This is a genomic window from Mesorhizobium sp. B2-3-11, from assembly GCF_006442215.1.
Lineage (GTDB): Bacteria > Pseudomonadota > Alphaproteobacteria > Rhizobiales > Rhizobiaceae > Mesorhizobium > Mesorhizobium salmacidum.
Genome location: NZ_VFVS01000015.1, coordinates 110,293 through 125,114, shown reverse-complemented (window position 1 = coordinate 125,114; position 14,822 = coordinate 110,293). Strand labels below are relative to the sequence as shown.

Genomic DNA, 14,822 nt, shown 5'->3' with positions numbered 1-14,822 from the left:
AACAGCGGATTACTCGGCGCCGCAGGAAACCTTGCCGGTCAGATCGACCGGCTTGCCATCGCTGTCCTTGTCGGCCGTGCTGTCATAGACGGCGAGTTTGTAGTCTCCATCATAGACGCCCTCGTCGCTGGCCCTGGTCAGGATCGTGAGTTCGACCGAACTGTAGGTCTTGGCCACCTCCTGCTCGTGGTAGATGTTCAGCCGCAGCTCCTTGTTGTCGAGCCAGTATTGGGTGAGGTTGGAGTTCTCGAAAGTGGCCTTGCGCAGCTGATCGCCGGCCGGCCCTGCCTTGATCTCCAGGTCGCCGCGAAAATTGAAGGTCGGGCCGCCCATGCCAGTGGTGACGCCAGCATCGACCTGGAATTTCACCTGTGAATCATCGACGGAGCACCAGATGCCGCCGGTCGCAAAAGCCGTACCGGCCGACAGGAACAGTGCCGTCACGCAGATGATCGTCCGCATTTCCCTTGCCCCAATTCCGTTCCATTGGCGCCGACTTCGCGCAGAGCGTCAAGCGCCGCCAGCTAGAGCTGAGCCAATGCAGAACGGCCGCGCGGCCAATTGCCGTTGCGGAGGTGGATTGGCTAAGAGGAACGTGCCAGAGGGGGTTTTCATGCACAGCGACAGTTCAAAAACCATCGGCGGTATCAGCCGCGACCGCATCGCGCAATTGCGCGAGACGGAAGGTGCCGTATTCCGCAAGGCGCGGCCAAAATCGCAGGCCAAGGTCGGCAACGGTGTCCCCGGCTTCTTCGGCGGCGTGCCGATGCACTGGATGAACGACTGGCCGACGCCGTTTCCGATCCTGGTCGATAGTGCCCGCGGCGCCACGATCACCGATATGGACGGCAACAAGCTCGACGATTTCTGCCTCGGCGACACCGGTTCGATGTTCGGCCATTCGCCTCCGCCGGTGGCACGCGCCATTCGCCGCCAGGCTGGGCGCGGCTTGACTTACATGCTGCCTTCGGAAGACGCGCTCGCCATCGGGCCGCTGCTGCAGCAGCGCTTCGGCCTGCCTTTCTGGCAGATCGCGACGACGGCGACCGACGCCAACCGGTTCGCGCTACGCGTCGCCCGCGCCATCACTGGGAGAGAAAAAATCCTGGTCTTCAACGGCTGCTATCACGGCTCGGTGGACGAGACGATGGTGCGGCTGATCGACGGCAAACCAATCAACCGGCCCGGACTGGCGGGCGAATTCCGCGACCTGACCCGAACGGCCAAGGTCATCGAATTCAACGATGTCGCCGCTCTCGAAGCGGCGCTGAAGGACAGGGATGTCGCTTGCGTCATCGCCGAGCCGGTGCTGACCAATTCCTGCATGGTGCTTGCCGATCCCGGCTACCATGATGCGCTGCGAAAGTTGACGCGCGAAGCGGGCACGCTGCTTTTGATCGACGAGACGCACACGATCTCGACCGGCCCGGGCGGCTACACCAGGAAATATGGCCTGGAGCCGGACTTGTTCGTGCTGGGCAAGCCGATTGCCGGCGGCGTGCCGGCGAGCGTCTGGGGGATGAGCGAGGAGGTCGCGTCGCGCTATGCCGACTACAACAGGACGAAAGAGCCTGGCTATTCCGGCATGGGCACGACGCTGTCGGCCAACCCGCTGCAGTTCGCGGCGATGCGCGCCACGCTCGAGGAGGTGATGACGCAGGAGAATTACGACCGCATGGATCATCTGGCGCGGCGGCTCGATGCTGGGCTGACCGGCGTGATCAATCGCTATCGTCTGCCCTGGCATGTCTCCCGTGTCGGGGCCCGCATTGAGTTCATCTGCGCGCCCGGCCCGCTGTGCAATGGCGCCGAGGCCGAGGATGCACATGCACCGGAACTGGAGGCCGCCATCCATGTCGCGCTGGTCAATCGCGGCGTGCTGATCGCACCCTTCCACAACATGATGCTGATCTCACCGGCAACGTCAGGCGCCCAGGTCAACCGGCTGATCACCGCTTTTGGCTCGGTTGCGGCAAAGCTTGCGGCATGAGACAAGCCACCAAGCCAAACCCGAGTTCCATCATGACTTCACCTTCGGGCTCGACGCCCACCGAGGCGCAAGCCTTCCTCGACGCCCATCCCGAGGTCGAGGCCTTCGATATCGTGCTGACCGACGCCAATGGCGTCGGGCGCGGCAAGATCGTGCGCCGGCATGAGCTGAAAAGCATTTTCGAAGGCGGCCGGCATATGCCGATCTCGATCCTCGGCCTCGATATCACCGGCGAGGATGTGCACGAAACCGGGCTGATCTGGGACAGCGGCGATGGCGATCTCAGGGCCTGGCCAATTCCCGGCACGCTGGTGCCGCTTTACGGCACGAACCCGCCCCGCGGCCAGGTGCTGATGGCGATGCACCATCTCGACGGCCAGCCAATGTCGTCGGACCCGCGGCTGGCGCTTGCCCGGCAGGTCGACATACTGGCGGCCAAGGGCCTCCATCCGGCTGGCGCCTTCGAGCTGGAGTTTTTTCTGCTGGCCAATGAGCGCGATGTCGAGGGCAAGGTGCAGCCGGCGCGCGCGGTGCTTGATGGCCGCGTCTCGGGCAAAACGGAAGTCTATTCCGTCGACCATCTGCACGGCATGGAGCCGCTGTTCTCCGACATCTACGCCGCCGCCAAGGCGCAAGGCATTCCGGCCGAGACGGTGATCTCGGAATATGCGCCTGGCCAGTACGAATTGACGCTGAACTACCGCAAGGACGTGATCCGGGCGGCGGACGATCTGGTCATGCTGAAGCGGCTGGTGCGGGCGCAGGCGCGCCGCCACGGCGTCACCGCCTGCTTCATGGCCAAGCCGATCGAGAAATATGCCGGCTCCGGCATGCATTTCCATGTCTCGCTGCAGGACAAGGACGGCCGAAACGTCTTTTCGGAAGCAGCCGGCGAGAACTGGTCGTTGCCGCTGCTGCGTGGCCTCGGCGGGCTGATCCAGACCATGGCGGAATCGATGCTGGTGTTTGCGCCGCACGCCAATTCCTGGCGCCGCTTCGTCTCGCAATCCTATGCACCGGTCGCGCCGACCTGGGGCGTCAACAACCGCTCGGTGGCGCTGCGCGTGCCGGCGGGCGATGCGAAAAACCGGCGCATCGAACATCGTCCGTCCGGCGTCGACGCCAACCCCTATCTGATTGCGGCCACGGTACTCGCCGGCATCGTCAAAGGCCTCGATGAAGGGCTCGATCCAGGCCCCGAAACGACCGGCAATGGCTATGAGGCGTCCGTCACCCGTACGACGATGCCGGCCGATTGGCGCGCCGCCATCGAAGCAGCCAAGGCGTCCAGCTTTCTGAAAGGCGCGCTCGGCGAGGACCTGCACCGCACCTTCGTGGCGATCAAGCAGTCCGAATACCTGCGCGTGGCGCGCACGGTCAGCGAACTGGACTATCATCTTTACCTGCACGAAGTCTGATGGCTGCGTGACCCGGCGACGATCACTTTTTCGCCGTTGTCATCAAAATGAGGTGGCGTATCGGCCTACCCATAGAAATATTGGCGGAACCTTCCCGAGGGCTCGCTCATTCCTGACTTGATCGCGAGAGCGGACAAGGCCGCCAGAGATATGATTGCGAAGATGCCGACAACGCCGGCGCCGCACCACGCCAAGGTGCAGGCGAGGCACTGGCCGAAGCAGCAGCCAGCCGAAACACCTGATGACGATGCCGCGGACACGGTTTCCGAATTGCGAGAGGTCGCCAAGGGATGCCGCCGCTGTCCGCTTTGGCGCGATGCGACGCAGACGGTATTCGGTGAAGGGCCTGACAATGCCAAGGTGATTTTTGTCGGCGAACAGCCGGGCGACCAGGAAGACATCGCCGGCCAGCCATTCGTCGGCCCGGCGGGCAAGGTGTTCGATGCCATATTGGACGATGCCGGGGTCGATCGCCTGAAGGTCTACGTCACCAACGCGGTCAAGCACTTCAAATTCGAGCCGCGCGGCAAGCGGCGCATCCATTCCAAGCCGAATGTCGGCGAGGTTCAAGCCTGCCGCTGGTGGCTCGACCAGGAGTTTGACCTGATCAAGCCGAACGTGGCCGTGGCGCTCGGCGCTACGGCGGCGCTGTCCCTGCTTGGCAAGGCGATACCGGTGACCAAGATGCGCGGCCAGGTGATCGAACGCGAGGATGGCTTGCGGGTCTTCATCACCATTCATCCCTCCTTCATCCTGCGCATTCGTGATCACGCCGACAAAGAGGCCGAACGCGAGCGGTTCTTGCAGGATATGAAGCAGGTGAAGCGGCTTATGGCCGCGTGATTACGGCCTAAAGCGCGTCGCGTCGAAACGGACTCATGCGACGCGCTTTAGGTCTTTGTTTTGATGAATGTCCTTCCCCCAAAACCGAGGTCACTTGGGCGACATGCATTAGCGGACGAGAATTGCCCTGAGATCGTTGACGTTCGTGCCGGTCGGGCCGGGCACGAAGAGATCGCCGACGGCATTGAAGGCCGTCCAGGCGTTGTTGGCGGCGAGCATCGCCTTGGCATCCACGCCCGCCGCGCGCATGCGCGAAACGGTCGAGCCGTCGGCGAAGGCGCCGGCATTGTTTTCCGAACCGTCGATGCCGTCGGTGTCGGCCCCCAAGGCATGAATACCCTCCATGCCATTGATGCCGATGGCGAAGGCGAGCAGGAATTCCGAGTTGCGGCCACCCTTGCCTTTGGCCCGCAAGGTCACGGTGGTCTCACCGCCAGAAAGGATCAGAACCGGCTTTTGGAAGGGCCGGTTGCGCGTCGCCACTTCGCGGGCAATCGCGGCGTGGACGCCGCCGACCTCGCGCGCTTCGCCTTCAACGGCATCGGAGAGGATGACGGCTTCTATGCCTTGCCGCCTCGCTTCCACTGCTGCCGCTTCCAGCGACACACCGGCGGAGGCGATCAGATGCACTTCGTTACGCGCAAAGCGCTTGTCGTCGGGATCTGGCGCGTCGGCCGCAGGCGACCGGATGTGCGCCATGACCGCGTCCGGTAGTTTCATGCCATAGGCTGATATCGAAGCCAGGGCATCTTCACGGCTGCCGGTATCGGGAACGGTTGGGCCGGACGCGACAAGGGCCGGATTGTCGCCGGGGATGTCGGAGACCACCAGCGACACCACCTTGGCCGGCCATGCGGCGGCAGCCAGCCGGCCGCCCTTGATGGTGGAGAGATGCTTGCGGATGGTGTTCATCGCCGCGATCGGCGCGCCGGAGGCGAGCAGCGCCTCGTTGACGGCGATCTCGTCGGCCAGCGTCAGGCCGGCGGCTGGAGACGGCAGCAGCGCCGAACCGCCGCCGGAGATCAGCGCCACGACCAGATCGTCCGCTGTCAGCCCTTGCACCTTGTCCAGCAGCCGCCGCGAGGCCTCGAGCCCGGCGGCGTCCGGCACCGGATGCGCCGCCTCGATGATCTCGATGCGCTCGCATTTGGCACCATAGCCGTAGCGGGTGACGACCAGCCCTTCGATCGGGCCATCCCAGACCTTTTCGAAGGCCGCAGCCATCTGCGCCGAGCCCTTGCCGGCGCCGATGACGATGGTGCGGCCCCTTGGCTTGGCCGGCAAATGGTCGCGGATGGTACGCTCCGGATCGGCGGCGGCGACGGCGGCATTGAAGATCGAGGTAAGAAAAACCTTGGGATCGGGCACGGTCATTCGGGGTCCGGGGACAGCGCCAGCTCGCGCCTGTCCATGCCCAGGTGATCGCACAGCGCATCGACCACCACGCCATGATCCTGGCGCTCCGGCAGGCCGGACACCGCGATCACACCGATGACACCGGCGCCCTTGACCGTGACCGGGAAGCCGCCGCCGGCCAGCACGTAGTCAGCAATATCCAGCCCCTCGCCGATCTTGAAGGTGCGGTCAGGACGTTGCTGTTCAAGCACCAGACGGTAAGTGCTTCTGAGATAGCGCTTCACGACATTGATCTTGCGCCGCGCCCAGTCGGGGTTGGAAGCGTTCGAACCCGGCATGGCGGCATAGAAAAGCGGCCGGTCCCATAGCCTGATGTCGACGATGATCGGCAGGTTCTCGGCCATTGCACGACCACGGATGGCTGCGCCTATCTCGAAGGCGACGGCCTCGTCGAAGGCTGCGAAGACAAGTGTCTCTTCCTGTCTCTTGATTAGAGCGATGTCGTCAGCAACGGCCATGTCTCTTTTCTCCGAAAATCGTGACGTGTCGTTTGTACGACAACATCGGCCGGGTCAAGCTTGCATCGCGGCGCGCCCTCATCCGGCCGCTGCGCGGCCGCGTTCTCCCGGTTGGGAGAAGAGCCTGGCGCCAGCGCCGGCGGCCTCCTCTCTCCTTGGGGAGAGGCCGGATTGCCCCGAATTGCCCTTCGCAATTCGGTTGGCAAGACGGGGTTCACCCCGCGATCATGTCGCTCTTGGCCGCGCGCCCCGCCACATAGACCTCGCGCACGGCGCGGTCGTCGCCAAGCGTCTGCAGCAGAAACAATTCCTGCGCCAGCGTCTCGACCGCTTCCATCCTGAGCCGCATGGCGGGCGTCGCCCTGGCATCGAGCACGACGATGTCTGCATCGGTGCCTTCCTCCAGCGTGCCGATCTTGTCCGCCACCGACAGCGCCTCTGCATTGCCGCGCGTGATCTGCCAGAAGGACTGGAACGGGTTCAGCTTCTCGCCATTGAGCGCGATGATCTTGTAGCCCTCGTCCATGGTGCGCAGCATCGAATAGCTTGTGCCGCCGCCGACATCGGTGGCGGCCCCTATGCGCAACGGCTTGTCGCGGCGACGAAAGCGCTGATAGTCGAACAGGCCGGAACCGAGGAACAGGTTCGAGGTCGGGCAGAACACAGCCACCGAACCGCTGTCCGACAGCGCGTCCGCCTCGCGCTCCGACAAATGGATGCAGTGGCCGAACAGGCTCTTTTTGCCCAGCAGCCCATAGTGTTCGTAAACATCGGTGTAGTCGCTCGACCAGGGGTAGAGTTCCCCAGTGAAGGCGATCTCGGCGTGGTTTTCCGACAGATGCGTCTGCATGTGCAGGTCGGGATGTTCGCGGCACAACGCGCCGGCCATCTCCATCTGCTCCGGTGACGAGGTGATGGCGAAACGTGGCGTGATGGCATAAAGCTGGCGGCCCTTGCCGTGCCATTCGGCGATCAGCGCCTTGGTGTCGTCATAGCCTGATTGCGGCGTATCGAGCACGCCTTCGGGCGCGTTGCGGTCCATCATCACCTTGCCGGCGATGTTGAGCATATCGCGCGCATGCGACTCGGCGAAGAAGGCTTCCGCCGACGCCTTGTGCACCGAACAGTAGGCGGCAACCGTGGTGGTGCCATGGCGCACCGTCTCATCAAGGAACAGGCGCGCGATGCGGCGGCCATGCTGGGCGTTGGCGAATTTTGTCTCCTCGGGAAAGGTGTAGGTGTTCAGCCAATCGAGCAGTTCGGCGCCATAGGACGCGATGACCTGCATCTGCGGGAAATGCACATGGGCATCGATGAAGCCCGGCAGCAGCAAATGCGGCCGGTGGTCGATTTTTTTCGCCGTCTCACCGGCCTGTTTCTCGACATCGGCATAGGCGCCTGCTGCAACGATCCTGCCGTCGCTTATCAGCAGCCCGCCATCCTCCTCGTAGCGCCAGGCGGAGTGGTCGTCGATGGTTTGCGGCCAGCGCACGAAGGACAGCGTGCGGCCACGCAGAAGTGTCAAGGTCATGCTTATTTCCCCGCGCCTTCGAACCACGCCACCAGCAACGCCCGTTCCTTGTCGGTGATCTGGCTGACATTGGCTGGGGGCATGGCGTGGCTGCGGCCGGCCTGCAGATAGATCTCGCGGGCATGCTCGGCGATGCCGACGTCCGTATCCAGCATCACCCCCTTGGGTGCGTGATAGATGCCTTCATAGACCGGCTCCTGCGCATGACACATCGAGCAGCGGCCGAGCACGGTGTCACGCACCGCCGGGAAATGCGCCGATGCGATATAGACCTCAGCCGCGGTGGAGGCCTTGGGCTCGCCAGTCAGCACCTTCGGCACGGTCGACAGCCAGATGATGATGAGGAACAGGACAAGGGCACCCAGCCACGTCCAGTGCGGATTGCCGGCACGCTTGTGCACGGTGTTGAAATAATGCCGGATCAGGACGCCGATGATGAACACCAGCGAGGCGATGACCCAGTTGAACTCGGTGCCGAACGCCAGCGGATAATGGTTCGACAGCATCAGGAACAGCACCGGCAACGTCAGATAGTTGTTGTGGAGCGAACGCTGCTTGGCGATCTTGCCGTATTTCGGGTCCGGCTTGCGGCCGGCGATGAGGTCGGCGACGACGATCTTCTGGTTGGGAATGATGACCATGAAGACATTGGCCGACATGATCGTCGCGGTGATGGCACCCAGATGCAGGAAGGCGGCGCGGCCGGTGAACAGATGCGTCAGCCCCCAGGCTATGAACACCAGCACGCCATAGAGCACCAGCATCAGGCCGGTATCGCTTTTTCCGAGCGGCGAGCGGCACAAGAGATCATAGACCACCCAGCCGACGCCGATCGTCGCCATCGACAGCAGGATGCCGACCGGTACCGACATCGGCAGCACGTTGGGATCAATCAGGAACAGGTCAGCGCCGGCGTAATAAACCACGCACAGCATCGCGAAACCGGACAGCCAGGTGGCGTAGGATTCCCATTTGAACCAAGTCAGGTGTTCCGGCATCTCGGACGGCGCCACCAGATATTTCTGGATGTGGTAGAAGCCGCCGCCATGCACCTGCCATTCCTCGCCGAAGGCGCCGACCGGCATGTCCGGGCGCTGGCGCAGGCCAAGATCGAGTGCGACGAAGTAGAAGGACGAGCCGATCCAGGCGATGCCGGTAACGACGTGCAGCCAGCGCACGGCGAAGCTCAGCCAGTCCCAGAAAATCGCGAAATCCGTCATTGAAGTCGTCCCTGCCGATCCGGTGACTTTACGGTGTGGTGCGCAAACGAAAAGAGGCGAGGTGTACGATGACTTTCAAAAAAAATTGGAAAATACTAGGTTGATGGCCACAAACCGGCGAAGGTGCTCCGCATGGCCTATCTCGACAACATCGCCGTCTTCGTCCGCGTCGTCGAGCTCGGCAATCTGTCGGCGGCCGGCCGCGACATGCGTATTTCACCGGCTGTCGCCTCCAATCGCATCAAGGAACTGGAGAAGCATCTCGGCGTGCGGCTGTTCAACCGCACCACCCGACAGTTGATGCCAACAGAACACGGCACCGTTTTCTATTCCGGCGCCAAGCAGGTGCTGGAAGCGATCACCGAGGCGGAGGCTGCCGTCTCGGCGCTGTCCGGCCAGCCGCGCGGCACCATCCGCGTCACCGCGCCGCTCGGTCTCGGGCGACGGCTGGTGGCGTCGGGCATTCCCGATTTCCATGACAAATACCCTGACATCGAGGTGCGGCTCAGGCTCTCGGACCACAATGTCGACATCATGAAGGAAGGCATCGACGTCGCCTTCCGGCTCGGCATCATCGAGGATTCCAGTCTTCGGATGCGTGGCATCATGGAATGCGAACGCGTGCTGGTCGCCGCACCAAAATATCTGGAGGCGCGCGGCGAGCCGATGGAGCCGCAGGAGCTGATCGGCAGGAAACATGACTGCCTGATGCTGCGCTATTCCGGCGCGCGCGAATATGTCTGGACCTTGCAGACCCCAACCGGACCACAAAAGTTCGAGGTACACGGCCCCTACGACACCGATGATGGCGACGTGCTGACCGGTTGGGCGCTGTCAGGACGCGGCATCATCAACAAACCGCGCTTCGAGGTCGAGCCTTTCATCCGCGACCGCCGGCTGAAGGTGATCCTGAGCAATACGCCACCAACGCCGGTGCAGTTCGCGGCCGTTTATCCGCACAAGAAGCTGCAGGATCCCAAGGTGCGGCTGCTGCTCGATTTCATGGCGGAGCGCTGCCAGCGGCTGATCAAGGACATTCTGGCCGGCAAGTAGGCGGAAGAGCGAACTGGCCTGCAAGTGATCGCCTCGTGGCTTATCCGATCCGGTTGCCTTGCGTGAAAGCCAGCCTAGGCTGGTCTAGCCGGGCCATCACCCTGCCCTGCAGAGCCCGATAATCCGCGGTCACGTAGCTGACCAGCGCCGTCATGATCTCGGCGGCGGCCAGCGCGGCGATGACGGGCGGGCGCTTGTCCTTGACCGCATCGCCGATCGGCGAGACGAGGCGGGCGAATTCAGCCTCCGTACCGTCCGCCGACTTCAGGAACCAGCTCCTGAACGTGGCTTTCTTGGTCTTCGAGCCGATCATGCCGACATAGGCCGCGTCGTCGCGTTTCAGCGCTTCGGCGACGATCAGGAAATCGAGCGCATGGTCATGAGTGAGGATGGCGAAGGCGGTGCCGGCCGGGGCGTTGCGCACCTCGGCCTCCGGCATGGGGGTCAGCCGTGTCTCCACGGTTTCCGGCATTCCTTCCAGCGCCTCGGCGCGTGTTTCGATGACGACGCCGCGCACGGGAAGGAGCGCAATGGTCGACGCCAGCGCCTGGCCGACATGACCGCCGCCGAAAATATAGACATGCGGCATATGAGCTTCCTCGGCTTCCGCCGCCGCGACCAGTTCGGCGGCCAATGCGGTATCGACCAACCGGATCAGCACCTCGACCCGCCCGCCACAGCACTGGCCGATTTCGGGGCCGAGCGGGACGTCAAGCGTGGTGCGGACTTCGTCGACCGCGACGCGGGACGTCGACTGCAGGCGGTTGGATCCACCCGATGGCGCCACCATCTGCCGCGCCTTGTCGATGGCCATGTATTCGAGTTGACCGCCGCCGATCGTGCCAAAGATCGCCGTTCGCGAGACGAGCATGAAGGCGCCCTTCTCACGCGGTGTCGAGCCCTTGGTGCCGGCCACTTCGACCAGGGCAAGACGGCCGGCGCCGCCGAGAAAGGCTTTCAGGTTTTGTACTTTCGAGGTCATGGTTTCACGTTCCCGAATGGGAAATATAGGCTTTTTCGGTCCGAATTGCACGTTCTGCCCGATTCAGGCGCCAGCCTTGATCGCTTTCTTCAGCCGCTCGATTGCCATCAGCACGCGTTCCGGCGTTGCCGGGGCGTCGAGACGCGGGCAGATCTTGTGGTCGGCGACGCTGGCCACTGCGTCCGACAGGGCGTGCAGCACCGCCATGCCATGCGGCAGCGGCGGTTCGCCGACCGCCTTGGAGCGATGGATGGTCGGTTCATAGGCCTGCGACCAGTCAGTCAGCGCCACGTTGAAGATCTTCGGTCGGTCGGACGCCAGCGGGATCTTGTAGGTCGACGGCGCATGCGTGCGCAGCCGGCCCTTGTCGTCCCACCACAATTCCTCCGTGGTCAGCCACCCCATGCCCTGGATGAAGCCGCCCTCGACCTGGCCGAGGTCGATGGCCCGGTTCAACGAACGGCCGCAATCGTGCAGGATATCGGCGCGCTCGACGACATATTCGCCGGTTAGCGTGTCGACCGACACTTCGGCGCAGGCCGCGCCATAGGCGTAGTAATAAAAGGCGTGGCCCTGGCCCTTGCCGCGGTCCCAGTGGATTTTCGGCGTCTTGTAGAAGCCGGCTGCCGAGAGCTGCACACGCGCAATATAGGCCTGCTTAACCAGATCGTTGAAGCTGACCTCCTGGTTGCCGACGCGCACCCGGTTTGGCAGGAACACCACCTGGTCGACAGGGATCTGGTATCTCTCGGCGGCAAAGTCGGTCAGCCGCTGGCGGATCTGGCGCGCCGCGTTCTGTGCCGCCATGCCATTGAGGTCGGCGCCCGAGGACGCCGCCGTCGGCGCGGTGTTGGGCACCTTGGCGGTGGTGGTGGCGGTGATCTTCACGCGGTCGAGGTCGATCTGGAATTCCTCGGCCACGACCTGCGCCACCTTGAGGTGCAGGCCCTGCCCCATTTCGGTTCCGCCATGGTTCATGTGCACCGAGCCGTCGGCATAGACATGCACCAGCGCGCCGGCCTGGTTGGACTCGGTCTTGGTGAAGGAAATGCCAAACTTGACCGGCGTCAGTGCCAAGCCGCGCTTGATGAAGCGGCTGTTGGCGTTGAACGCGGAAATCTCGCGACGGCGGCGTGCATAACTGGCGCTCTCTTCCAGTTCCGCCACGATGCGCTGGATGATGCAGTCCTCGACCTTCTGGTGATAGGGCGTGACGTTGCGGCCGCCGGTCGCTTCCATCGGATCGTAGAAATTCAGCTTGCGGATCTCGAGCGAATCCTTGCCGACCGAAAAGGCGACCTCGTCGATGACGCGCTCGGCGCCGATCATGCCTTGCGGGCCGCCGAAGCCACGAAAGGCGGTGTTGGAGACGGTGTTGGTAAAGAGCGGCGCCGATTTGGCCAGCACCGCTGGATAGAAATAGGCGTTGTCGCAGTGGAACAGCGCACGATCGCCGACCGGGCCGGACAGGTCGGCTGAAAAGCCGCAGCGCAAAGCGTAGGTGAAGTCGACGCCAAGGATGTTGCCCTCGTCGTCGAAGCCGACCTCGTAGTCGATGGCGAAATCATGCCGCTTACCGGTGGCGGTCATGTCCTCGTCGCGGTCGAGCCGGATCTTGACCGCGCGCTTCAGCCTCTTGGCGGCAATGGCGGCGATCGCGGCGCACTGATTGGCCTGCGTTTCCTTGCCGCCGAAGCCGCCGCCCATGCGACGCACCTCCACCGTCACCGCGTTACTCGGCACGCCGAGCGTGTGGGCGACCAGATGCTGCGTCTCGCTCGGCCCCTGGGTCGAACAGTAGACGGTCACCTCGTCGTCCTCGCCGGGGATGGCGAGCGACACCTGGCCTTCGAGGTAGAAATGGTCCTGGCCGCCAAGCCACATGCGGCTCCTAATGCGGCGGGGCGCTGCCTTGATTGCCGCGGCCGCATCGCCGCGCTTCAGGACCAGCGGCGTGGTCACCTGTTTGTCCCTCGTTGGATCGAGGTCCCAGATGTCGATCACGGCGGGAAGCTCGTCATACTCGATCCTGGCCAGGCGCGCGGCGCGTCGGGCTGCCTCGCGCGTCTCGGCAATCACCGCGAAGATCGGCTGGCCGAAGAACTGCACCTTGCCTTCGGCGAGCACCGGATCGTCATGCATATTGCTGGGCGAGACATCATTTTCGCCCGGTACGTCGGCATAGGTGAGCACGTCGACGACACCAGGGGCCGCGCGTACCGCCGAGAGATCGACGCTTTTCAGAACGCCATGCGCCACCTTGGACAGGCCAAGGCCGGCATGCAGCGTGCCGGCCGGTTCCGGCATGTCGTCGATATAGACGGCGCCGCCGCTGACATGCTTGTGGGCGGAATCATGCCGCTGGTCGGTAGCGATGCCGCCGACGATCTTCTCGGCTTTGAGGTTTGATGTGGCGTGCTTGTTCATCAGGCCGCCTCGCTGCGCGATACCTGCACCGGCACCTTGGTGCCCGTGGTTTCCACATAAAAGCGCAACAAAAGGTTTTTCGCTGCCAGCGCTCGATATTCGGCGCTCGCGCGCATGTCGGTGAGCGGCGTGAAGTCCTTGGCGTATTCGGCCATCGCAGCCTCCACCGTCGCTTCGCTCCAGGCCTTGCCGATCAAAGCCTGTTCAACGGCCGTAGCCCGCTTCGGCGTTGCCGCCATGCCGCCATAGGCGATGCGGATATCGGCCACCGTGCCGTCCTTAGCCAGAGCCAGGCAGAAGGCCCCAAGGGTCGCGGTGATGTCCTCGTCGCGGCGCTTGGTGACCTTGTAGACGGCGAATTTCACGTCCTTTGCCGGCACCGGCACATGCACGGCCTCGACGAACTCGCCTGGCTGGCGGTCCTGCTTGCCATAGGCGATAAAGAAATCCTGCAATGGGATCGTGCGCCGCGTCTTGCCCTTGCGCAAAGTCAGCCGTGCGCCGAGTGCGATCAACGGCGGCGGCGTGTCGCCGATCGGCGAGCCGTTGGCGACGTTGCCGCCGATCGTGCCCATGTTGCGAACCTGTTCGCCGCCGATGCGGTCGAACAACGGCCCCAACGCCGGGATGCGTTTCGACAGTGTCGAAAAAGCTTCGGTATAGGTGACGCCGGCGCCGATCGATATGACACTATTGTCTTCCGTGACGGTGCAAAGCCCCGGCAGATTGCCGATGAAGATCGCCGGCGAGATGTCGCGCATCTGCTTGGTCACCCACAGGCCAACGTCGGTCGAACCGGCGACGACGGTGGCGGTCGGTTCTTTTTCGAAGACAGTCGCGAAATCGTCGGCATCGGCCGGCACAACCAGTCGCGTCCTGCCGGAGCCCATCTCGATCCTGGCGCCATCGCGCAACGCCTGCAGCCGTGTCGTGATGTCCCGGCGCTCCACCGCCAGCACGTCTTTTGCCGCCTTGCCGTAGCCCGATATGGCATGCGCGGCGCGCATGATCGCCTCGTAACCGGTGCAACGGCAGAGATTGCCTTGCAAGGCTTTTTCGATGGCCGCGTTCGAAGGGTCCGGTGATTTCATCCACAGGCCATAGAGCGACATGATGAAACCCGGCGTGCAGAAGCCGCATTGCGAGCCGTGGAAATCGACCATCGCCTGCTGCACAGGATGCAACTGGCCAGCTTCGCCACGCAGATGCTCGACCGTCACGACATGGGTGCCGTCGAGCGAGCCGAGGAAGCGGATGCAGGCATTGACGCTTTCATAGACCAGTCCGGCGGCCGAAAGCTTGCCGATGAGCACGGTGCAGGCGCCACAATCGCCCTCGGCACAGCCTTCCTTGGTGCCGCGCAGCGAACGGTCGAGCCGCAGCCAGTCGAGCAAGGTCGCATCGGGCGCCACGGACGACAGCGCGATATCCCTGCCATTGAGAATGAAGCGGATTTCGTTGCGGATGTTGACCTTGGCCATGCC

12 protein-coding genes are annotated in these 14,822 nt (G+C 63.5%); 4 read left to right on the top strand and 8 right to left on the bottom strand.

Features of this window, described 5'->3' with window-relative positions:
* Positions 1-9: 9 nt before the first annotated feature.
* The gene (locus FJ960_RS20430; protein WP_140716364.1) at positions 10-462 is read right to left on the bottom strand and encodes a hypothetical protein; all 453 of its coding nucleotides are present in this window, start codon (positions 460-462) and stop codon (positions 10-12) included.
* A 151-nt stretch (positions 463-613) separates the two neighbouring features.
* On the opposite strand from FJ960_RS20430, the gene FJ960_RS20425 reads away from it, so the two are divergent.
* The 3 genes from FJ960_RS20425 to FJ960_RS20415 all read left to right on the top strand — a co-directional run bounded on the left by FJ960_RS20425 (position 614) and on the right by FJ960_RS20415 (position 4,251).
* Positions 614-1,990, top strand: a complete 1,377-nt coding sequence (locus tag FJ960_RS20425) for an aspartate aminotransferase family protein (RefSeq protein ID WP_140716362.1) — start codon at positions 614-616, stop codon at positions 1,988-1,990.
* 32 nt (positions 1,991-2,022) lie between these two features.
* The gene (locus tag FJ960_RS20420; RefSeq protein ID WP_181165948.1) at positions 2,023-3,408 is read left to right on the top strand and encodes a glutamine synthetase family protein; all 1,386 of its coding nucleotides are present in this window, start codon (positions 2,023-2,025) and stop codon (positions 3,406-3,408) included.
* Between the two features lie 117 nt (positions 3,409-3,525).
* Positions 3,526-4,251 (top strand): UdgX family uracil-DNA binding protein, encoded by a 726-nt coding sequence (locus FJ960_RS20415; RefSeq protein ID WP_281406150.1) that lies wholly within the window; start codon positions 3,526-3,528, stop codon positions 4,249-4,251.
* A gap of 108 nt (positions 4,252-4,359) precedes the next feature.
* On the opposite strand, the gene FJ960_RS20410 is transcribed toward FJ960_RS20415, so the two are convergent.
* From FJ960_RS20410 to FJ960_RS20395, 4 genes are all read right to left on the bottom strand, one after another.
* Positions 4,360-5,625 (bottom strand): glycerate kinase, encoded by a 1,266-nt coding sequence (locus tag FJ960_RS20410; RefSeq protein ID WP_140716356.1) that lies wholly within the window; start codon positions 5,623-5,625, stop codon positions 4,360-4,362.
* Positions 5,622-6,125, bottom strand: a complete 504-nt coding sequence (locus FJ960_RS20405) for a heme-degrading domain-containing protein (protein WP_140716354.1) — start codon at positions 6,123-6,125, stop codon at positions 5,622-5,624. Before FJ960_RS20405 ends, FJ960_RS20410 begins: the two co-directional genes overlap by 4 nt.
* Before the next feature lie 214 nt (positions 6,126-6,339).
* Positions 6,340-7,656: a guanine deaminase gene (gene guaD / locus FJ960_RS20400; protein ID WP_140716352.1), complete on the bottom strand. Its 1,317-nt coding sequence runs from the start codon at positions 7,654-7,656 to the stop codon at positions 6,340-6,342.
* A 2-nt stretch (positions 7,657-7,658) separates the two neighbouring features.
* Positions 7,659-8,876 carry a urate hydroxylase PuuD gene (locus tag FJ960_RS20395; RefSeq protein ID WP_140716350.1) on the bottom strand — a complete coding sequence of 406 codons (1,218 nt, stop codon included), beginning with the start codon at positions 8,874-8,876 and terminating at the stop codon, positions 7,659-7,661.
* A gap of 132 nt (positions 8,877-9,008) precedes the next feature.
* On the opposite strand from FJ960_RS20395, the gene FJ960_RS20390 reads away from it, so the two are divergent.
* Positions 9,009-9,929 (top strand): LysR family transcriptional regulator, encoded by a 921-nt coding sequence (locus FJ960_RS20390; RefSeq protein WP_140506764.1) that lies wholly within the window; start codon positions 9,009-9,011, stop codon positions 9,927-9,929.
* Between the two features lie 40 nt (positions 9,930-9,969).
* Here FJ960_RS20390 and xdhC read toward each other — a convergent pair whose 3' ends face one another.
* The 3 genes from xdhC to xdhA all read right to left on the bottom strand — a co-directional run bounded on the left by xdhC (position 9,970) and on the right by xdhA (position 14,819).
* Positions 9,970-10,911, bottom strand: coding sequence for a xanthine dehydrogenase accessory protein XdhC (xdhC, locus tag FJ960_RS20385; protein ID WP_140716348.1), 942 nt, complete (start codon positions 10,909-10,911; stop codon positions 9,970-9,972).
* A gap of 63 nt (positions 10,912-10,974) precedes the next feature.
* Entirely contained in the window at positions 10,975-13,338 is a 2,364-nt protein-coding gene (gene xdhB, locus FJ960_RS20380) for a xanthine dehydrogenase molybdopterin binding subunit (protein ID WP_140506768.1), read from the bottom strand.
* Positions 13,338-14,819 carry a xanthine dehydrogenase small subunit gene (xdhA, locus tag FJ960_RS20375; protein WP_140716346.1) on the bottom strand — a complete coding sequence of 494 codons (1,482 nt, stop codon included), beginning with the start codon at positions 14,817-14,819 and terminating at the stop codon, positions 13,338-13,340. Before xdhA ends, xdhB begins: the two co-directional genes overlap by 1 nt.
* Positions 14,820-14,822 lie beyond the last annotated feature (3 nt).

Bases quoted from the DNA above. Each gene is read 5' to 3' on its own strand.
- FJ960_RS20430 (WP_140716364.1), bottom strand. From the start codon at position 462: ATGCGGACGATCATCTGCGTGACGGCACTGTTCCTGTCGGCCGGTACG.
- FJ960_RS20425 (WP_140716362.1), top strand. From the start codon at position 614: ATGCACAGCGACAGTTCAAAAACCATCGGCGGTATCAGCCGCGACCGC.
- FJ960_RS20420 (WP_181165948.1), top strand. From the start codon at position 2,023: ATGACTTCACCTTCGGGCTCGACGCCCACCGAGGCGCAAGCCTTCCTC.
- FJ960_RS20410 (WP_140716356.1), bottom strand. From the start codon at position 5,625: ATGACCGTGCCCGATCCCAAGGTTTTTCTTACCTCGATCTTCAATGCC.
- FJ960_RS20405 (WP_140716354.1), bottom strand. From the start codon at position 6,125: ATGGCCGTTGCTGACGACATCGCTCTAATCAAGAGACAGGAAGAGACA.
- guaD (WP_140716352.1), bottom strand. From the start codon at position 7,656: ATGACCTTGACACTTCTGCGTGGCCGCACGCTGTCCTTCGTGCGCTGG.
- FJ960_RS20395 (WP_140716350.1), bottom strand. From the start codon at position 8,876: ATGACGGATTTCGCGATTTTCTGGGACTGGCTGAGCTTCGCCGTGCGC.
- FJ960_RS20390 (WP_140506764.1), top strand. From the start codon at position 9,009: ATGGCCTATCTCGACAACATCGCCGTCTTCGTCCGCGTCGTCGAGCTC.
- xdhC (WP_140716348.1), bottom strand. From the start codon at position 10,911: ATGACCTCGAAAGTACAAAACCTGAAAGCCTTTCTCGGCGGCGCCGGC.
- xdhB (WP_140506768.1), bottom strand. From the start codon at position 13,338: ATGAACAAGCACGCCACATCAAACCTCAAAGCCGAGAAGATCGTCGGC.
- xdhA (WP_140716346.1), bottom strand. From the start codon at position 14,819: ATGGCCAAGGTCAACATCCGCAACGAAATCCGCTTCATTCTCAATGGC.